The following is an 18995-nucleotide window of genomic DNA, read 5'->3' as shown; positions in this document are numbered from 1 at the left end:
ACTGCCGCGGGCTTTTTCATTGGCAGCCGGTCAACCCTTCGCAGGTGCCGGGCGATGGCCGTCGGGACCATGATGCGGGCCGTGCCGGCCATGGCCACCACGTTGGCCGAAGCGCATGCCTTCGGCGTCGAAGGTCTTCTGCTGCACCGGCGTGAGCGCGGCGTAGAAGGCGCGGGTCGCGTCGGCACGCTGGGCGAAGCGGGCGGCGCGCTCGCTCTGGCGGGCCTGCATGCGGTCCAGGCGCTGCGGCGTGGTCATCTTCTCGAACTCGGCGCGCATGGCCGCACGGTCGGAGCGCTGCGCGCCCTTCGCCGGTGGCTGCATCGCACTGGTGAAGCTCGACCACGCACCTTCCTGCGAAGCCTCGATCTTCAGCTTGGTCTTGAGTTCGGCCAAGTGCTTGGCGCGGCGCTCCTGCATGCGTTCGAAACCCTTGCCGTCGTGCGGCTTGTGGGCACGCTGATCGGCCTGGGCCGGCGAGGCGGCCTGGGTGATGGCCGTCGGTACGTTGGAGGGCGGCGGCGTCTGGGCCGATGCGGCGAAGGTGGCCGAGGCCAGCAGACTGGCCCACAGGATGCGTTGACGTGCGGAGATCATGAGAGCGTTTCCTTTCAGTGTGAGGACGCCGGCCTGCCGCGGGATCGTTCATCGAGGCTGCGGTGCCTGGGTCCTGCCTGTCGCCGATCGGCAGCAGGTGAAGGGAAGTGTGTCGGCCGCATGTTTCGGCCGCTTGCCGCGCAGGTCAACGCGCCGTGAGCGCGCGTAAAGATCCGTGAACCGGCCGACTACTTGGCGCGCGGGCGCCTCAGCCCGCGGTCGGGCACGACGAGCGTGCCGGCGCGCAGCGACGCGACGCCACGGCCTACCGCACGGGCCACGTTGCGCACTTCCTCCTGCAGCTTCTCGTCGGCGTCCAGCGCCTCGTGGCTGGTCGCATAGGGCTCGTAGTAGCCGAGGTAGCGATCGAGCCGCGCCTGCATGCCGGCGTCGATCAGGCCCATCCAGTCGAGCCAGTCGCTCAGGTTGCGCCGCAGGCTTTCGACGCCGGCGACGTCACCGTGCACGACAACGCCGTAGATCCGGCCTTCCAGGTGCTTCGGGTAGTCCCAGCCCTTGAGTTCCAGCGCCTTGGCCTCTTCGGGCTTCTTGCCGTGGGTGCTGCTCGGGTCGGGGTTGCCGCCGTCGGCGCAGACCAGCCGGTCGATCATCAGTTTCATCACGCTGGGCGACTGGTACCAGTGCGTGGGCGACATCAGGATGACACCGTGCGCGGACACCCATTGCTCGTAGATCTCGTTCATCCAGTCACCGGTCTGGCGCAGCGAATGGTTGGGGTAGCAGCTGCAGGGCCAGTGGCACAGCGGCATCGCGGTTGACACGCAGGCCTTGCAGGGATGGATCCGCCGGTCGTAGTCCGAGGTGAGACGGCTCAGGTCGAGCACGTCCACCTCGATCTGCGCCGCTTCGAGTTCGGCCTTCGCCAGCTGAACCATCCGGTGCGTCTTGGACATCTCGCCGGGGCAGGTGCCGTCATTCCTTGGCGAGCCGTTGACCAACAGCACGCGCGACGGCTTGCCCGGCGCGCCCCAGGCGGCTTGTGCACGCTGGAGTCGCGCACTGGCTTCCAGCCATTCGACAGAGATCTCGTAGTCCGGATCAGCGAACCCTTCGCCGGCGCGGCGCGTGACCGGCGCCTTGCGTCCCTCGTCGTAGGCCTGCCAGGCGATGTCCTCCAGACGCGCCAGGGCCTGCTTCTCCGCCGCGAAGGCCGGGTCCTCGAACACCTGGATGAAGCGTCGGTGGAATGCATCGCGCCCCAGGGTGGCCGGGGCCTGGCCTTTTCGTACGTCCGTCATGGTCGGCGACTCTAGGGGCCAGGCGGCGAGCCGCTTGCCCCGGGACAGCCTGAGCCGCGGTAGGCCGCAGCCGACAGCGGATCAGGCGGTTGTTGCGATGCGCGCCAGGGCGTCGCGAATGGCCGCCGGGTCGGTCGGGCGCACCAGTCGCGCCACCTCCTGGCCGTCGCGCAGGAAGACCAGCGTGGGCCACAGCTTGACGCGGAAGGACCGGCCGAGCGGCCGGCCGCTGCCGTCTTCGACCTTGAGATGCCGCACGTCCGGATGCTCCGCGAACGCGGCGTCGACCAGCGGTTGTGCGGCCTGGCAGTGGCCGCACCAGTTGGTGCCGAAGTCGACCACCGCGGCGCCGCGCCACTGGTCGAGCTCGGCCCGGGTGTCGGACTCAGGGATATAGGGTGTACTCATGGTTCGTCGTGCTCCTTGGTCTGGCGCCATGGTGGCACGGGTCGCGCCTCGCTGTCGTCGGTCGAGGCCGCTGCGCGCTGGCAGCGCAGAGTCATTCGAGGGCGGTCATTTCCCACGACACGTTCTGCCAGGCCACGCCGAAGCGCTCGTCGGCCGAACCGGGGGCCTTGCGGCGCAAGGCATCGAGCGCCCACTCAGCGCCGGCCTGCACGCTGTCGATCAGCGGCACCGGCACCTGCGAGGCGATGTCGGCCGCGATACCGGCCAGCCCGGCGCCGCCGAGGATCACGGCCTGCGCCTTGAAGCGCTCGGCTGCCTGGCAGCAGGCGTCGGCCAGCAACTGGCGCGCGCCGGCGGGGTCGGCCATCAGCTGGGCACCGGTCGGCGCGACCGTGTGGATGCCCGCCAGCGTCTGCGTGTGGCCCAGCGCGCCGGCCAGGCGCGAGAGCATCGGGCGCCAGCGCTCGCCGCCGGTCACGATGGCGAAGCGGCCATGCCACGCAGCCGCCGAGAAGGCCGCTTCGGCCAGCCCACCCACCGGCACGCCGGCGCCTTCGCGCAGCGCGAAGAGGCCCGGGTCGCCGAAGCAGCCGATCAGCACGGCGTCGGGCTTGCAACCGTCTTTCGCGACGGCGGCAGCCCAGGCGTCGATGACCGAATGATTCGCCACCGCATAGGTGGCTTCGGACGAGATGTACGGCGCGCCGAAGCGGGCCGTGACGCTCTGCACGTCCACCGCTTGGCCGAGCGCCTTCTGCACATGCAACTGCAGCAGCGCCGTGACGGACGTCGAGGTGTTGGGGTTGATGACGAGCAGGCGCGGCACGGGGGACCTCAACGACGACGGGTGGAACGGCGGCGCAGCAACGAGGCCCCACCGAGCGCGATCGCCATCACGCCCAGCGACACGATGGTGGTGACCGTGCCCAGCGCGTAGATCGACGGCGTGGTCACGGTGGACGTGAGGCCCTGCAGCTCGAGCGGCAGCGTGTTGACGTCGCCGATGGCCTGCGAGGTGCGGGCGATCTCGTCCCAGCTGAGCGTGAAACCGAACATGCCGATGCCGACGATCGACGGGCCGATCAGCGGCAGCACCACGTGGCGGAAAGCCTGCCACGGCGTCGCGCCCAGGTCGCGCGCGGCTTCTTCGTAGGCCGGATTGAAGCGGTTGAACACGGCGAACATGATAAGCAGGCCGAAGGGCAGCGTCCACGTCAGGTGCGCGCCCAGCGCCGAGCTGAACAGGCCGAGCGCGGTGCCGTAGTTCTCGAGCATGTCCGTGGCGCCCAGCAGGGTCAGTGCTTCCTTGATGCCGGTGTCGAGCAGCCGGAACTGCAGGCCGATGCCCAGCGAGATGATGATCGACGGCATGATCAGGCTGGCCACGGTGACGAAGAAGAGCAGGTTGCTGCCCGCCAGCTTCTTGCGGAAGGCCAGGCCCGCCAGCACCGACAGCACCACGGTGAAGGCCATCACCACCGCGCCCAGCGCCAGCGAGCGCCGGAAGGCGGCGCCGATGTCGACCGTGCCCAGCCCCTCGGCCAGCTTGTAGAACCAGTGCAGCGACACGCCCCGCAGCGGGAAGGTCAGGCCGCCCTCGGGGCCCTGGAAGCTCAGCACGAAGATCGTGATCATCGGGCCGTAGAGGAACAGCACGAAGAGCGCGAAGACGATGGCTAAAGGCCAGAAGCCTGCAGCGCGTTTTTCGCCGATACGGTTGCTCATAGTTCTTTCCGGATATCGACGAGCCGCGTCAGGCCCCAGATGATCATCAGCACCACAGCCAGCAGGATCATCGCGTTGGCCGCCGCCAGCGGGAACTGCAGGTACGAGGTCTGCACCTGGATGATCTTGCCGATGGAGGCGATCTGCTGGCCGCCCATCACGCCGATGGTGACGAAGTCGCCCATGACGATGGTGATGACGAAGATCGAGCCGATCAGGATGCCGGTGCGCGACAGCGGCACGATCACGTTCCACAGCGTCTGCCAGCCGGTGGCGCCCGAGTCGCTGGCGGCTTCGAGCAGCGAACGGTCGATGCGCATCATCGAATTGAAGATCGGCACGATCATGAACATCGTGTAGAGGTGCACGAAGGCGAGCACCACCGAGAAGTCGGAGAACAGCAGCCACTCGACCGGCTCGTTCACCAGGCCGATGCCCATCAACCCCTGGTTGACCAGCCCGTTGCGGCCCAGCAGCGGCACCCACGAGATCATGCGGATCACGTTGGATGTCCAGAAGGGCACGGTGCACAGCACGAAGAGCACCGTCTGCATCGTGGACGAGCGCACATGGAAGGCCAGGAAGTACGCGACCGAGAAGCCGATGAGCAGCGTGATGCCCCATACCAGCACGCAGAACTTGAGCGTGCTGATGTAGGTGCTGAGCGTCACGCACAGGTCGCCGTTGTCGGTGAGCTGCGAACAGCCTTCGAAGAGGCTGAGGTAGTTGCGCAGCGTGATCGCGGGGATCAGCTCGTACTCGTTGAAGTTCCACAGGCTGACCATCGCGACCAGCGCCAGTGGAATCAGGAAGAACAGCAGGAACACCAGCGCGAACGGCGCCGCCTGCCACCAGGCCTTGGCGGCATGGACAGACGGGCTTGGCGCGTGCGCGCTGGTGGTGGGGGCGCTCACGGGATCAGGCGGCGACGAACTCGTTCCACTTCCTGACCATGTACTCGTTCTCGTCCATCACCGCGTTCCAGCAGGCGATGCCGCCCATGCGCGCTTCGTAGCTGCCGCCGTCGCGAATCGCGCCGGCCTTGGCCAGCAGGTCGCCGTTCGGGCTCTTGATGTCTTGCGAGGCGGCCTTGCCTTCCATCCAGTAGGCCCACTCGTAGGCGTCCATCTTGGCTTTGGCGGTGTCGAGCACGGCGCTGTAGTAGCCCTGGCGATTGAGGTACGCGCCGGCCCAGCCGTCGAGGAACCAGTTGATGAATTCGTAGGCGCCGTCGAGCTTCTTGCCGCTGAGCGTGGCCGGCAGGCCGAAGCCCGCGGCCCATGCGCGGTAGCCTTCTTTCAGCGGCTGGAAGTTGCAGGCGATGCCCTTGGTGCGCACGGCCGTCACGGCCGGCGACCACATCGACTGGATCACGACTTCGCCACTTGCCATCAGGTTGACCGACTCGTTGAAGTCCTTCCACAGCGCGCGGAACTGGCCGGCCTTCTTGGCTTCGATGAGGGTCTTGATCGTCAGGTCGATCTCGGCCTTGGTCATGTTGCCCTTGTCCTTGTACTTGTGGATGCCCTTGGCCTCCACCACCATCGCGGCGTCCATGATGCCGATCGACGGGATGTTCAGGATCGCGGCCTTGCCCTTGAACTCGGGGTTGAGCAGCTCGGCCCACGATTCGATCGGGCGCTTGATCAGGTCGGGGCGGATGCCCAGCGTGTCGGCGTTGTAGACGGTCGGGATGAGCGACATGTACTCCGTCGGCGTGGCCGAAAACTTCTTGCTCTTCTCGCCTTCGAGGTAGATCACCTTCTTGGGCGCGGTGCCCTGGTCGCCCACGGCCTTGCCGGCCACCATGCCCTGCGTGAACAGCGGCGTGATCTTGTCGGCGTTCTTGATCTTCTTGGTGTCGATGCCCTTCAGGTTGCCGGTCGGCACGATCTTCTTGAGCGAGAAGAACTCGGTGTCGATCAGGTCGAAGCTGTTGGGGGCGGTGACGGCGCGCTTGGTCACGTCGTCGGTGGTCACGGCCACGTACTGGATCTCGATGCCGGTGTCGGCCTTGAACTTCTCGGCGATCGCCTTGTCCTGGTTCACCGCGGTGCCGAGGTAGCGCAGCACGATCTTCTCCTGCGCATGGACGAAGGGCGCCATGCCGCTGGCCAGGATGCCGGCCAGGCCGGCGCCGCCTTGGATGAGGGTGCGGCGCTGCAGGCCGTGGCTGGACGTGTCGATGGGTTCGGACATGGAAGGTCTCCGGTTGCTGGTTTGAGAAGAAGGGATCGCGGGCTCTGGCAGATTCAGGCCACGAAGGCGGCGATGGCTGCGGTGTCGTCTCGCTCGGCCGGCGCGGCGGCGGCCGAGCGGTCGGCCGGGCGCTGGGCACCGGGGCCGAGCACCCGCGCATCGGCCTCGGCCCAGGTCAGGCGCACCGCGTCGCCGGAGGCATAGGGCCGCGCCAGGAAGACGGCTTCGCCCAGCAGCACCGAGACCGTCTGGCGGTCCTTGGCCACGCCGTCGAGGGCGAGGCCGAGCAGCACGTAGGTGCCCTGGTATTCGACATCGGTCACATGCGCGGCAAGGCCGGGGCCGGCCGTGTCGGGGGCGATCTGCATGTGGTCGTTGCGCACGGCGATCGGGCCGGCGGGCGTGTCGAGCACGTTGTGGCCGCCCATGAAACGCGCGACGAATTCGCTGGACGGGTGGTTGTAGACCTGGTGCGGCGAGCCGACCTGCTCGATCAGCCCGTGGTTCATCACGACCATGGTGTCGGCCAGCGCCATCGCCTCTTCCTGCGAGTGCGTGACGTGGATGAAGGTCAGGCCCAGTTCCTTCTGCCAGCGGCGCAGCTCGGCACGCATCTGGATGCGCAGGAAGGGGTCGAGCGCCGACAGCGGCTCGTCGAGCAGCAACACGCGCGGCTCGGTGATCAGCGCGCGCGCCAGCGCCACGCGCTGCTGTTGGCCGCCAGAGAGTTCGCCCGGCTTGCGCTCGGCCAGATGGCCCATCGCCACCCGTTCGAGCAGGTCGCCGGCACGCTTCTGGCGCTCGGCCTTGCCGATGCCCTTCATCTTCAGGCTGAAGGCCACGTTGTCGAGCGCCGAGAGGTGCGGGAACAGCGCGAAGCTCTGGAACATCATGGCCGTGCCACGCGCGGCGGCGGGCAGGTCGGTGATGTTGCGGTTGTCCAGCAGGATGTCGCCGCTGCTGACCGACTCGTGCCCCGCGATCATGCGCAGGGTGGTGCTCTTGCCGCAGCCCGACGGGCCCAGCAGGCAGCAGTAGCTGCCGCTGGCGATGCGCAGGTCGATCTGGTCGACCGCAGCGGGCGTGCCGGCCGCGTAGCGCTTGGTCAGCGCGATCACTTCGACAGCGGCGGGGGGCGGTGTGGCGACGTCCATGCAGGCGCTTCCGCAAGACATGTGCCAGTCGCACATGCACCAAATGCGTGCGCAAGTTTCGGATCAGATGAACTCGTTACCATCTGCATCTTTCCACAGCCGCCTCAGGGCTTTCGGCAGCTTCTGCCGCTCGCAGCGCACCCCATGGACTTCCAAACGATGATCGGCCTCGGCCTGCTGACACTCGTGCTCGGAACCATCGCCGTGATGGGGACGCAACCCGAGAACCGCGTGCCGTACGCGATCCACATCACGCTCGTCACGAGCCTCGCCTATATCGTGTCGCGGCTGGGCTGAGCGGCAGGCGACGCGTTCACGACGGCGCCACGAACTTCGCCGCCGCCACCCCTCGTAGCAGCGCCTCGCGCTGCGCCCGGCTGATGCCGCGGATGCCCTCGGCCACCCGCTTGAAGCGCGCCGCGTCGATGCTGCCGGTGGCCTGCCATTGCGACAACTCGGCCGATGGCTTGTGCAGCATCGCAGCCATCCATGCGGCCTGCGCGGGTTCCAGCGTACGGGCGCTGCGCCCGAAGTAGCGCCTGGCCGCGGCCTCGGCGCCGCACAGGGTGCCACCCCAGGGCGCGTTGTCGAGGTAGAGCTGCAGGATGCGCGCCTTGCCCAGCGTCTGCTCCATCTCCACCGCATAGAGCATCTCGCGCAGCTTGCGTTCGCCGCTGCGCTCCGAGCCGGTGATGGCCAGCTTGGCCAATTGCTGCGTCAGCGTACTGCCGCCGCGCTCCACACCGCCGCTCTTCTGGTTCGCCGCCAGCGCGGCGCCGAGCTCCTCCAGGTCGTAGCCCGGGTGCTGGAAGAAGCGCTGGTCTTCGGCGGAGATGACTGCACGCGCGAGCCAGCTGTCGGCGGTCAGCCTGGCCGAGGGGCCGCAGCTGCTGCGTGCGCCGAGCAGGGCCTCGGAACCCAGGCCTTCCACGGTGAAAGCCGCGATGCGCGGACGCAGCGCGACCGCGCCTTCTGGCAGGCCGAGTTCTGCGTGCAGGCCGAGCGTGCCGCCGATGCGCGCCTGCTTGAGCTCGGGCAGCGACGGGGCGACGACCTGGTACCAGCGGGCGATCGGTGCGTCGTCGGCGTCGAAGGCCAGCTGCAGGCCCTTCTGCGACAGGCGCCCGTTCCAGCGACCCGTCAGCGGTGGCTCGGCGTCGCCGCCGGGCGTGGCCTCGAAGCGCCCATTGAGCAGGTGGCCATCGCGGCGCACGGTGGCGCTCAGTTGCGCGACCTGGATCGGCTGCGCACCCAGCGCGGGAAGGTCGACAGCGCAGGGGCCGCAGCGCAGGGCCAGGCTCTGTGTGGCCTCGGCCCAGTCGAAGTGCAGGGTGCCGTGGTCGGTGGCGATCGAACGGCCGGCCAGATGGGGGGCGAACCAGGACGACGTCGCCAGGCGGATGGTCGTCGGCACGCCGACCGTGAGACGCAGCGCGGGCGGGCCCACGTCGGTCGCCCACTCGCCGGTGGACGGCGCCAGCACCAGTTTCACGATCAGCGCGAGCGCGACGCCGGCGGTGACGACCAAAGCCAGCAGGCTCAACGACAACAGGCGCAATGCTCTTTTCACGGCGAATGACTCACGGTTCTCCCATCGAACTTGCCACGGTCACGGCCTGCCACGGGCCTTGGGATCGCCCGGCCGCAGCAGCCCAGTACCAGGCTGAAGTGTCGGTGAAAGCGCGGCCGTCGGCGTCGACGATGCGCTCGCACACGCGCAGGGTTTCTCCGTGCTTGCGTACCGCGGCGAAGCAGCGCCAGAGCCGTTGCTGCGCATCGTTCTCCAGCCGGACCTGCGTCACCCGGTAGCCCAGCGCGCGGTAGCAGTCGGCCGCCGGGTGGAGCATGCGCGTCGGCGATGCAACATGGCGCAGCACGAAGACGCCTTGGCCGTCGGTCATGCGCGCGATGGCGCCGGGGAAGCGCTGCGCAAAGCGGTGTTCCACCTCGCTGAGCGCCAACGGCCGCAGCGGTGCGCCGTCCCAGGTCGACGGCCATTCGTGGAAGGCCTGCGCGGGCAGCGATGCCGGGGCCTGCCATGCCTGCGCCACCGAAGCCAAAGCGCACACCGCCATGGCGACACCGAACAGCGCCTTGTGCGCGATGCGGTGGACGAAGCGGTTGGCCAGCCAGCGTTCCAGCCACGGCATCGACAGCCCAGCCTGCGACGCCGACGCATCCGCCGGCGTTGCGCGCCCCATCGCCCGGGCGATGCCGGTACACACCGCCGCCAACACCAGCAGCCCCAGCGCGTCATGCACCCCCGGCGCTGGCGCTTGGCCGGCGCCTTCCAGCGCCACCAGCACGCTGTTGCGCACCACGTTGCCGGCCAGCACCAGCAGCCCGACGACCGGCAGACGCGCCGCGAAACTGCGGTCGCTGCGACGCGCCCACAACGCGACCGCGCAGGCCGTGAAGTAACCCAGCCACACCATCTGCACGCCGGAGCAGGGCGCGTCGACGATGACCAGGCGACCGTCCACCAGCAGCGTGCTGCCTTCGCGCGACACGTCGAAGCCCGGCATCAGCACCCAGCGGCTGGCCTCCGCCGTCAGCACGCGCAAGGGGTAGCCCGCATAGAACTGCAGCGACGACAGCAGCGGCAGCGCCAGCACAGCGAGGCCCGCGACCGGCAGTGCCGCGACGCGGCGCGGCAGGAAGGCCAGCAGGCCGCAGGCCCAGGCCAGCACGGCCACCAGGCCCGACAGCAAGGGCGGCAACACGCCGTGCAGTGCTGTGGCCGCCAACGTTCCGAGCGATGCCAACAGCAGCCAGCCCAGCCGCGGTGCCGCGCGCAGTTCGCCACGCAGCGATGCGACCAGCGCCACGAGCGCGGCAATGGCCAGCAGCCCCAGCGGGTCGTCCGACCCGTCCCCGACACGGCGGGCCATCCAGGTCCACGTCGGCCACAGGGCCGCGGTCTGCAGGGCCAGCCAGGCGGCGGCGGGCACGCGGTCGAGGCGGATGCCGCCGTCGATGACGCGCGGGTGGGCGGAGGCGATGGTCGCGAGGTTCATGTCGAGGACTCCCGATGGCGCTCAGGCGGTGAAGCGCCGCGGGTTCTGCCGACGCGCCCGGCGGCGCAGCATGGCCAGCATCGACAACACCACGGCCACCGCACCGAGCATCTCGGGTTCCGGCGTGCTCGGCACCTCCGCGCCCAATGCCTGCCCCACGGCGAGTTCGCTCACGCCCTTGGGCAGTGGCGAGGGTTGATCGACGCTCGCCGCGTTCTGCGGCGCGACGTTGCGCACCACCTTGTCGACCGCGATGAAGCTGGTGTACTGCGTCAGCAGGCTGTACTTGAGGCCGAGTTCGGTGATGGCTTTCGCGAAGCTGTCGCCGCCTTCCAAAGCTTCCTGGTCGCTCAGCGCCGCGATGCGATGGCGTGCCCACAGCGCGCGCAGCGCGGCGGCGTTCTGCGGCGTGCGGCCGTCGATGGCGATCTCTTGGCGGTACGGTCCGCTGGCGCTCTGGCCTTCGATCACGACGCGGCCCTTGGCGTCACCGCGCCACTTGCCGAAGACGATGACCGGCCGCTCGCCCAGCACGTCGGGCAGCACGGTCGGCTCGACGTCGTACACGTCGAGGCCGCCGAAGGTCGCGCGCACGTTGGTCAGCACCGGCGACTCGACCATGCGGCGGAAGCGCGCGGCCTGCTCGGGCGCCTGGATCGGGTCGGTGATGATGAAGGGCTCGCCCATGCCGGCACGGGCCAGGCCTTCCATCAGATGACGGTTGACCGAGGAGCCGATGCCGAAGGCGAACAGGTTGGCCTTCGACAGGTTCTTGCGCACCAGTTCGAAGGCCTCGCGCTCGACCGTGACGTAGCCGTCGGTCACCACCACCACCGTGCGCGACACGTTGGGCGCCTTGGGTTCGGCGTACACGCGCTTCAATGCGGGGATCAGCTCCGTGCTGCCGCCGCCGCTGTACTTCTGGATGGTCGCCAGCGCCTGCTCGATGTTGGGCCGCGTGGCCGGGACCGACTGCGGCGCGAGCATCTTGCTGCTGCCCGAGAACAGCAGCACGTTGAAGGTGTCGCTCGGCCGCAGGCCACCGATCAGGCGCTCCAGTACCGTCTTCGCGGTGTCGAGCGGAAAGCCGTGCATCGAGCCGGAGATGTCGACGACGAAGATGTAGTCGCGCGGCGAGATCGCGCTGGCCGCCACCGACTTCGGCGGTTCGACCATCGCGAGGAAGAAGTTCTCTGCGCCGTCGCCTTGCCCCTTGTAGAGCATCAGGCCCGATTCGATCTTCTCGCCGGCCAGGCGGTAGTCGAGCACGAAGTCGCGGTTGGCAGCGGACTCCGGCGTGGGCGTGAGGGCGACGTCGGCATGGCGGTCCTCGTCGCGCTTCTTCACGTCGATGGCGTGCGTGGCCGAACGCACTTCTTTCAAACCCATCGGCGTGTCGAGCGCGACCTTGAGCTGGAAGCCCGCAGTGGACGGAACCCCGGCCCGCAACACCGGTTGCGCCACCCACTTCGCATCCCGCTGTTCCGATTGGGGGCTGTTGTAGCGCGGCCCGACCACTGTCGGGAACACGAACTGGTAGTTGCCGGCATTCGGCACCAGCAGCTCGGTGTAGCGCAGCTCGACCTTCACCTCGTCGTTCGGCAGGATGTTCGCGACGTTCATCTGGAACACGTTGGGCAGGTGCTGCTCGAGCAGCGCAGCCGTCTTGCCTTCCTTCTTGGCCGTGTCGTATTCGATGCGCGCCTGCTGCTTCTCGCGGATCTGTGCGGTGATGAGCCGGTCGGCCAGCCGCACGTTGAGCCCGCTGACGGCGGCCTTGGTGGAGCCGGGGAACACGTACTTCGCCTCGATGGCGCGCTGGCCTTCGTTGCGGTAGGTCTGCGTCACCGTCACGTCGGCGATGACGCCGGAGATCTTCACGTCGACCGCGGTGTTCTTCAGCGGCAGCGCATCGACGCCGGGCTCGTCGCCGTTCACGAAGAAGTACGAGCTCTCGGTCTTCAGGCGCGGGCCCGTGGCTTCCTGCGCGTGGAGCGGCCGTGCGGTGAGTGCCATGAAAGCGGTAGTAGCCAAGGCCAGGGTGCCGGCCCAGAGCCAACGGCTCCAGCGACCCGGCTGTGTGGTGGTGTGTTGCATGGCGTTCGTCCTCGTGTGGTCCTGTTGCCCCGCGGACTGCGGAGGCATGGGAAGGACTGTCGAAGCGCCGCGCGAAGCCGATGAGAAGCGAATTCGCGCTGTGTGAAGTCTGTGTGAAGTCGATGTGCGCCAAGCCGTCGCTCGACTTCATCGGGCCTTCGAACAGGCCCGCGAGCATCGGGGCTCCGCCGCACGGCTCACTCGCTTCAGGGACCCCAACAATGCTTCAGATGCTTCGCAACTCCATCGTCATCAAGGTGCTCGGCCTCGTGCTGCTGACCTTGCTGCTGTGCATACCGCTGGAGCGCATCGACGCGCTCAATCGCGAGCGCGGCGAGAGCCAGCGCGAGGCCGCGGCCGAGCTGGCCAGCACCTACACCGGGTCGCAGACCGTGATCGGACCGGTGCTCGCCGTGCCCTACGTCGAACGCTGGATGGAGACGCAGCGCAACAGCAAGGGCCAGGTCACCGGCGTCGGGCAGCGCAGCGAAGAGGGCGTGCACCTGGTGTTCCCTGAGACGCTGAACATCGACGGTTCGCTGGCACCGCAGCAGCGCTACCGCGGCATCTTCCGCATTCCCTTCTACACGCTCGACGCGACGCTCGACGGGGGCTTCGGCGGTTTCGATCCCGACACGGTGGCGCGCAGCGTCAATGGTTCGAAGCTGGAGTTCCACACGCCCTACGTGGTGTTCAACCTGAGCGATCTGCGCGGACTCGACGGGTCTCCCTCGCTGAGCATCGGCGGCGCGACGCTGCGCTTCGCCCAGCGCATGCCGGGCCTGGAACAGGCCTTCGGGAACGGCATCCACGCGCCGCTCGAAGGCACGGCACTGTCCACCTGGCTGGCCGGCAAGCCGCTGCCCTTCGACATGAAGCTGGCGCTGGTCGGGCAGGAGACGCTGTCGATCGTGCCCATCGCCGACGAGACCACCGCGCACCTGCAGTCGCCGTGGGCGCATCCCAGCTTCGGCGGACGCTTTCTCGCCACGGAACGCCGCATCGATGCGAAGGGCTTCGACGCGCGTTGGCGCGTCTCGTCGCTGGTGACCTCGGCGCGTGACCAGGTGCGCGCCGGGCTGCTCGACCCGGCCGCCACGGCGTCGACGACCGACAGCGCTGCGGTGCGGATCGATGCTGCACGGCCGGCTTCGGCCCGCCGACTGGCCGTGGCCGAAGGCCCGCTGCAGACCTTCGATGTCTCGCTGGCCCAACCGCTCAACGTGTATTCGATGTCCACGCGCGCGGGCAAGTACGGCGCACTCTTCATCGCGCTGGTGCTGATGGCTGCCTTCATGTTCGAACTGTTCCGCAAACTGCGCCTGCACCCGGTGCAGTACGGCCTGGTGGGCCTGTCGATCGCGCTCTTCTTCCTGCTGTTGCTCGCGCTGTCGGAGAAGATGGCTTTCGTCGCGGCCTATGCGAGCGCTGCCGGCGCCAGCGTCATGTTGCTGGGTGTGTACTTCAGTGCCGTCCTGGGTGGCTGGAAGCGTGGCCTGTCTTTCGCGGCGTTCGTCGCCGTGCTTTATGGTGCGCTCTACGGCCTGCTCGCGTCGGAAAGCAATGCGCTGCTGCTGGGGGCGCTGCTGGTCTTCGGCATGCTGGCCCTGCTGATGCTCGCCACGCGCAAGGTCGACTGGTATGCGCTCTCGGCGCCATCGACGCCCGTTGCGGAACCGATCCCCGGCGTCACGGCTCCTATCGTCTAGAACGTTCCCTGATCCCCTATGCCTTCCTTTATTCGCTTCCCTCGACTGTCACCGCGCACGCGCCGCATCGCACGCATCGGCCTTCTGTCCGGCACGGCCCTGGCCGCCGTGCTGCTGTGTGCCGGCGGCGTGGCCGTCGCCGTGATCTCCACCCGCCTGCCCGACGTGTCGGCCCTGTCGGACTACCGCCCCAAGCTGCCGCTGCGCGTGTACACCGCAGACGGCGCGCTGATCGGCGAATTCGGCGAGGAGCGGCGCCAGCTCGTGCCGATCGACCAGGTGCCGAAGGTGCTCAAGGACGCGGTGCTGGCCGTCGAGGACACGCGCTTCTACGAGCATGGCGGCGTCGATGCGAAGGGCATCGCACGCGCCATGCTGTCGAACCTGCAGCACGGCACGCGTCAGGGCGCGTCGACCATCACGCAGCAGGTGGCGCGCAACGTGTACCTGAGTTCGGAACAGACCTATTCGCGCAAGCTGTACGAGGCGCTCCTGGCCTTGCGGCTGGAGCGCCAGCTGAGCAAGGACCAGATCCTCGAGATCTACATGAACCAGATCTACCTGGGCAACCGGTCCTACGGCTTCGCGGCTGCCTCCGAGGCGTATTTCGGCAAGCCGCTGAAGGACCTCAGCATCGCCGAGGCCGCGATGCTGGCCGGCTTGCCGAAGGCGCCGCGCACCGGCAACCCGGTGAGCAACCCGCGCCGCGCGCGCGCACGGCAACTGCACGTGATCGAGCGCATGCGAGAGACCGGCGTGATCACCGTGGCGCAAGCCGACGAGGCGGTCGCCGAAACCTTGCACTTGCGCGACCCGGCCGACCCGACACAGCTGCATGCGGAACACGTCGCCGAGACGGTGCGCCAGACGATGGTGGCGCAGTACGGCGAAAGCGCCTACACGCGCGGCTTCAAGGTCTACACGTCATTGATCGCCACCGACCAGGCGGCTGCGTACCGCGCGCTGCGGCGCGGCATCATGGACTACGAACAACGCCAGCCCTACCGCGGCCCCGAACGCTTCGTGGGCCTGCCCGACGACGCTGCGGCGCTCGACGAGGCCGTCGACGACGTGCTGAGCGATCTGCCCGACAACGGCGACCTGATGTCCGCCGTGGTGCTGTCGGCGACGCCGCGCGAGGTGGTGGTGGTGCGGGCCGACGGCGATCCGATCAAGCTCACCGGCGCCGGCCTGCAGATCGCACGTGTCGCGCTGTCCGACAAGGCCGCCCCCAACGTGAAGCTGCGGCGCGGCGCGGTGATCCGCATCGCGAAGGGCGCACGCGACAGCTGGACGATCACGCAGCTGCCCGAGGTCGAAGGTGCGTTCGTGGCGCTCGACCCGCGCGACGGCGCGGTCCGCGCGCTGGTGGGCGGCTTCGATTTCGAGAAGAACAAGTTCAACCATGTGACGCAAGCGTGGCGCCAGCCGGGCTCCAGCTTCAAGCCCTTCATCTATTCGGCCGCGTTGGAGAAAGGCTTCACGCCCGCCACGGTGGTCGACGACGCGCCGCTCTTCTTCGACGCCGCGACCACCGGCAGCCAGCCGTGGGAGCCGAAGAACTACGACGGCACCTTCGACGGCCCGATGACCTTGCGCAGCGCGCTGATGGCGTCGAAGAACATGGTGTCGGTGCGGATGCTGCAGTCCATCGGTGCGCCCTATGCGCAGGACTGGATCACGAACTTCGGCTTCGACCGCGACAAGCACCCGGCGGTGCTGCCGATGGCGCTGGGTTCGGGTTCGGTCACGCCGATGCAGATGGCGTCGGCCTACGCCGTGTTCGCCAATGGCGGCTACCGCGTGGCACCGCGGCTCATCACGCGCGTGACCGATCACCGCGACCAGGTGCTGAGCGACTACGCGGCGCCTCCGCTGGACGAAAGCGCGCGCGCCATTCCCGCGCGCAACGCCTTCGTGATGAACACGCTGCTCAACAGCGTGATGAAGGGCGGCACCGGCACCAAGGCCTGGCAGGCGCTCAAGCGCGACGACCTCTACGGCAAGACCGGCACCACCAACGATTCGCTCGACACCTGGTTCGCCGGCTTCCAGCCGACGATGGTCGGCGTTGCCTGGATCGGCTACGACACGCCGCGCCGACTCGGCGTGCGTGGCGAAACCGGCGGCAGCCTGAGCCTGCCGGTGTGGACCGACTACATGCGCACCGCGCTGCAGGGCGTACCGGTGACGGACCCGATCCCGCCCGAGGGCGTGTTGCAGGTCGAAGGCACGTGGTACTTCGACGACTACGCGCCGGGGCGCGGCATCGCGTCGTTGGGACTGGAGAACGGCGAGATGCCGGCCGCCGAAGGCCTGGCTGCACCGGCCATCGGCGCGATGCCGACCGTCGAAGAGCGCAAGAGCATCCTCGACATGTTTCGTTGAAACGCTATCGCGGGGCCAGCGGCAGCGCGAGCGTCGCCAGCGCCCCGCCACCGGGCGCATTGACCAGGTCGATGCGCCCGCGGTGCAGCGAAGCGATCTCCTTCACGAAGGCCAGGCCGAGCCCCGTGCTCTTGCGCTTGCTGTGCGGGCGGGCGAGCGAATAGAACTTCTCGAAGACCTTGTCGCGCGCGTAGTCCGGAATGCCGGGCCCGTGGTCGCGCACGACGATGCGTGCATGGCGTGCGTCGGCCTCGAGCCGTAGATCCACGTTGCTGCCCGACGGGGCGAAGTCGATCGCGTTGTCGAGCAGGTTGCTGACCGCACGCCGCAGCAGGAACGGGTCGCCCTCGACCGTCGGTTGCGCGCGCAGGTCGAGCGTCACGCGCACATCGCGTGCGGAAGCTGCTGCCTGCGCACCGGCAGCCACGTCGTCGAGCAGCGTGGCCAGTGCGACCGGCTGCGTGCGCTGCAGCACGCGCCGCGTCTCGAGCGCGGTGAGCTCCATCATGCGGTCGACGATTTCCTGGATGCGCTGCGTCTCGCTCGCGATGTTGGCGAGAAAGCGTTCGCGCTCGGCTTGCGGCATCGACGGTTCCTGCAGCAGCTCGGCCGCACCGCGAATGGCCGACAGCGGGCTCTTCACTTCATGCGTGAAGGTCTGCACGTAGTCCGAGACGTAATTGCGACCGGTGAGCGCATCGCGCATCTCGCTGAAGCCGCCGCGCAAGGCATCGAGCATGCGCCGCGCCATGCGTCCGATGCTCAAGCGTTTCTGCGCACGCACCCAGGCGACGTAGTCGGAGATCAACCCGAACGGACGCACCAGCCACACCGACACGATGATCGCGAGCACCAGCAAGGCGAAGGCCGAGCCGACGCCCACCCACAGCGTACGCGCCCGCGCGTCCTCGACGAACTGGCCGAAGCTCTGCACCGGCTTGCCGACGCTGACCATGCCGACGATCTCGTTGTTCCAGCGGATCGGTGCGCCCACGTACATGACGGAGGTGCGTGGGTCGACCTCGACGTCGCGCGAGGTGCGCGCCCCATACAGGCCAGCGAGCGAGCGACTGACGTCGGTCCACTTCGAATAGTCCGAGCCGACCGCACGGCCGAGCGAGTCGAACAGCACCCGCCCACTGCGATCGGTCACGTACACGCGCAACTCGACCCGGTTCTTGTGCAGGTTGTAGATCTGCGCAGAGAACTGGCGCGCATAGACCGAGCGGAACAGCGGATCGAGCCGCGCGGTGTTGATGGCGCCGGCGATCACGTCCTGCTCGACCAAACTGGCCATCAGCTGCGAGCTTTCCACCAGCGATTCTTCGGCCGATTCGCGGTAGCGCGGGTCGATGTCACCCACCACGCGGTACAGCAGGAAGGCGATGCCCGCCGCGTAGATCAGCAGGATGCCCAGGAAGATGCGCGAGCGCTTGGTCACGTCACGCTACATCACGCCGTGGTCGGCAGGTCTTCGTTCAAGGCGTAGCCGGTGCCGCGCAGCGTGCGGATCGGCTCGACATCGGGCGCCACCGCCTTCAGCTTGGCGCGCAGTGTCTTGATGTGGGCGTCCACCGTGCGGTCGAAGCTCTCGCCCGGGTCGTCCCACACCATTTCCAGCAGTTCGTCGCGGGTGTAGACCCGACCCGGCCGCTGCACGAAGAGGCACAACAGGCCGTATTCGTAGCGCGACAGCTCCAGCGCCCGCCCGTAGTAGCGAATCTGTCGTCGCTCGCCATCGATCAGGAAGGGCTGTGGCGGCCTGGCCGCTGGCGGAGCAGGGGGGGCCACGGGAACCGCGGCAGCGGCCCGCACGCTGCGTCTGAGCACCGTCCTGACCCGTGCCACGAGTTCCCGGGGAGAAAAAGGTTTGGCAATGTAGTCGTCGGCGCCGAGCTCCAGGCCCACCACCCGGTCGATCTCATCGCTGCGCGCCGTCAAAAAGATCATCGGCACGTCGGCGCCGCCCGGCAGCGCATGCAGCCGCTTGAAGAGTTCGAAGCCGTTGAGGTCGGGCAGCCCGACGTCCAGGATGGCCAGCGCCGGCGGTTCCTGCGCGAACTGAACGATCGCCTCCTGGGCCGTTGCGCACCACACGGGTGTGAAGCCGTCGCTGCGCAACACGTACTGCAGGGTATCGGCGATGCCGGATTCGTCCTCCGCGATGAGGATGCGGGGGTTGGGGACCGGGGCGGGGGCGCTCATGCCGGAATGGTAGCGATGCGTCAGCGAGCCGATTCGGCCATTTCGACGGCGACGCCAATTGCTGGACGGACAGGGCCTGACGGCCACACCCGGAAAAGATTTCTGCGAAATGCGCGGCGTCCCTATCTTCTTCTTATCTCTCTTATTCAAATTAGTAGTAGTAGATAGGGGTCGCGCCTTTCTGTGGACAGGGCACTATTTCTTCGGTGTGACAAGGACTTGCGGCACCCCCGCCCA

The 18995-nt window shown here is 68.1% G+C and carries 16 protein-coding genes; 3 read left to right on the top strand and 13 right to left on the bottom strand.

Features of this window, described 5'->3' with window-relative positions; all coding sequences use genetic code 11:
• Positions 1 to 30: 30 nt before the first annotated feature.
• From ACSFA0_RS01385 to ACSFA0_RS01350, 8 genes are all read right to left on the bottom strand, one after another.
• Positions 31 to 597: a Spy/CpxP family protein refolding chaperone gene (locus ACSFA0_RS01385; protein ID WP_435448446.1), complete on the bottom strand. Its 567-nt coding sequence runs from the start codon at positions 595 to 597 to the stop codon at positions 31 to 33.
• Between the two features lie 188 nt (positions 598 to 785).
• Positions 786 to 1856: a flavodoxin family protein gene (locus ACSFA0_RS01380; RefSeq protein ID WP_435448445.1), complete on the bottom strand. Its 1071-nt coding sequence runs from the start codon at positions 1854 to 1856 to the stop codon at positions 786 to 788.
• 81 nt (positions 1857 to 1937) lie between these two features.
• Positions 1938 to 2264, bottom strand: coding sequence for a thioredoxin family protein (locus ACSFA0_RS01375; protein WP_435448444.1), 327 nt, complete (start codon positions 2262 to 2264; stop codon positions 1938 to 1940).
• 91 nt (positions 2265 to 2355) lie between these two features.
• Complete coding sequence (locus tag ACSFA0_RS01370) at positions 2356 to 3090, bottom strand: aspartate/glutamate racemase family protein (protein WP_435448443.1); 735 nt, start codon at positions 3088 to 3090, stop codon at positions 2356 to 2358.
• Positions 3091 to 3098: 8 nt separating this feature from the next.
• Entirely contained in the window at positions 3099 to 3989 is an 891-nt protein-coding gene (locus ACSFA0_RS01365; RefSeq protein WP_435448442.1) for an ABC transporter permease, read from the bottom strand.
• Positions 3986 to 4903, bottom strand: coding sequence for an ABC transporter permease (locus tag ACSFA0_RS01360; protein WP_435448441.1), 918 nt, complete (start codon positions 4901 to 4903; stop codon positions 3986 to 3988). Before ACSFA0_RS01360 ends, ACSFA0_RS01365 begins: the two co-directional genes overlap by 4 nt.
• 4 nt (positions 4904 to 4907) lie before the next feature.
• Positions 4908 to 6188: an ABC transporter substrate-binding protein gene (locus ACSFA0_RS01355; RefSeq protein WP_435448440.1), complete on the bottom strand. Its 1281-nt coding sequence runs from the start codon at positions 6186 to 6188 to the stop codon at positions 4908 to 4910.
• 53 nt (positions 6189 to 6241) lie between these two features.
• Positions 6242 to 7342, bottom strand: a complete 1101-nt coding sequence (locus ACSFA0_RS01350) for an ABC transporter ATP-binding protein (protein ID WP_435448439.1) — start codon at positions 7340 to 7342, stop codon at positions 6242 to 6244.
• A 144-nt stretch (positions 7343 to 7486) separates the two neighbouring features.
• On the opposite strand from ACSFA0_RS01350, the gene ACSFA0_RS01345 reads away from it, so the two are divergent.
• Complete coding sequence (locus ACSFA0_RS01345; RefSeq protein WP_435448438.1) at positions 7487 to 7639, top strand: hypothetical protein; 153 nt, start codon at positions 7487 to 7489, stop codon at positions 7637 to 7639.
• Positions 7640 to 7655: 16 nt separating this feature from the next.
• On the opposite strand, the gene ACSFA0_RS01340 is transcribed toward ACSFA0_RS01345, so the two are convergent.
• The 3 genes from ACSFA0_RS01340 to ACSFA0_RS01330 are packed head-to-tail and all read right to left on the bottom strand — an operon-like array spanning position 7656 to position 12456.
• Positions 7656 to 8912: a biosynthetic peptidoglycan transglycosylase gene (locus tag ACSFA0_RS01340; RefSeq protein ID WP_435448437.1), complete on the bottom strand. Its 1257-nt coding sequence runs from the start codon at positions 8910 to 8912 to the stop codon at positions 7656 to 7658.
• Between the two features lie 10 nt (positions 8913 to 8922).
• Entirely contained in the window at positions 8923 to 10359 is a 1437-nt protein-coding gene (gene xrtQ / locus ACSFA0_RS01335) for an exosortase Q (protein WP_435448436.1), read from the bottom strand.
• A gap of 21 nt (positions 10360 to 10380) precedes the next feature.
• Complete coding sequence (locus ACSFA0_RS01330) at positions 10381 to 12456, bottom strand: VIT and vWA domain-containing protein (RefSeq protein ID WP_435448435.1); 2076 nt, start codon at positions 12454 to 12456, stop codon at positions 10381 to 10383.
• A gap of 230 nt (positions 12457 to 12686) precedes the next feature.
• Here ACSFA0_RS01330 and creD point away from each other — a divergent pair, with 230 nt between their 5' ends.
• Positions 12687 to 14165, top strand: coding sequence for a cell envelope integrity protein CreD (creD, locus tag ACSFA0_RS01325; protein ID WP_435448434.1), 1479 nt, complete (start codon positions 12687 to 12689; stop codon positions 14163 to 14165).
• Between the two features lie 18 nt (positions 14166 to 14183).
• Complete coding sequence (locus ACSFA0_RS01320) at positions 14184 to 16553, top strand: penicillin-binding protein 1A (protein WP_435448433.1); 2370 nt, start codon at positions 14184 to 14186, stop codon at positions 16551 to 16553.
• Positions 16554 to 16557: 4 nt separating this feature from the next.
• Here the strand turns inward: ACSFA0_RS01320 and creC are convergent, their stop codons facing one another.
• Positions 16558 to 17994: a two-component system sensor histidine kinase CreC gene (gene creC, locus ACSFA0_RS01315; protein ID WP_435448432.1), complete on the bottom strand. Its 1437-nt coding sequence runs from the start codon at positions 17992 to 17994 to the stop codon at positions 16558 to 16560.
• An 11-nt stretch (positions 17995 to 18005) separates the two neighbouring features.
• A complete protein-coding gene (gene creB, locus ACSFA0_RS01310; protein WP_435448431.1) occupies positions 18006 to 18758 on the bottom strand; it encodes a two-component system response regulator CreB in 753 nt (250 codons plus the stop codon).
• Positions 18759 to 18995: the final 237 nt, after the last annotated feature.

It is taken from the genome of Variovorax restrictus, from assembly GCF_051216715.1.
Taxonomy (GTDB): Bacteria; Pseudomonadota; Gammaproteobacteria; order Burkholderiales; family Burkholderiaceae_C; genus Variovorax.
Note: the sequence above shows the minus strand (reverse complement) of the source record. Positions and strands in the feature narration are given on the sequence as shown.

Bases quoted from the DNA above. Each gene is read 5' to 3' on its own strand.
- ACSFA0_RS01385 (WP_435448446.1), bottom strand. From the start codon at position 597: ATGATCTCCGCACGTCAACGCATCCTGTGGGCCAGTCTGCTGGCCTCG.
- ACSFA0_RS01380 (WP_435448445.1), bottom strand. From the start codon at position 1,856: ATGACGGACGTACGAAAAGGCCAGGCCCCGGCCACCCTGGGGCGCGAT.
- ACSFA0_RS01375 (WP_435448444.1), bottom strand. From the start codon at position 2,264: ATGAGTACACCCTATATCCCTGAGTCCGACACCCGGGCCGAGCTCGAC.
- ACSFA0_RS01365 (WP_435448442.1), bottom strand. From the start codon at position 3,989: ATGAGCAACCGTATCGGCGAAAAACGCGCTGCAGGCTTCTGGCCTTTA.
- ACSFA0_RS01355 (WP_435448440.1), bottom strand. From the start codon at position 6,188: ATGTCCGAACCCATCGACACGTCCAGCCACGGCCTGCAGCGCCGCACC.
- ACSFA0_RS01350 (WP_435448439.1), bottom strand. From the start codon at position 7,342: ATGGACGTCGCCACACCGCCCCCCGCCGCTGTCGAAGTGATCGCGCTG.
- ACSFA0_RS01345 (WP_435448438.1), top strand. From the start codon at position 7,487: ATGGACTTCCAAACGATGATCGGCCTCGGCCTGCTGACACTCGTGCTC.
- xrtQ (WP_435448436.1), bottom strand. From the start codon at position 10,359: ATGAACCTCGCGACCATCGCCTCCGCCCACCCGCGCGTCATCGACGGC.
- ACSFA0_RS01330 (WP_435448435.1), bottom strand. From the start codon at position 12,456: ATGCAACACACCACCACACAGCCGGGTCGCTGGAGCCGTTGGCTCTGG.
- creD (WP_435448434.1), top strand. From the start codon at position 12,687: ATGCTTCGCAACTCCATCGTCATCAAGGTGCTCGGCCTCGTGCTGCTG.
- ACSFA0_RS01320 (WP_435448433.1), top strand. From the start codon at position 14,184: ATGCCTTCCTTTATTCGCTTCCCTCGACTGTCACCGCGCACGCGCCGC.
- creB (WP_435448431.1), bottom strand. From the start codon at position 18,758: ATGAGCGCCCCCGCCCCGGTCCCCAACCCCCGCATCCTCATCGCGGAG.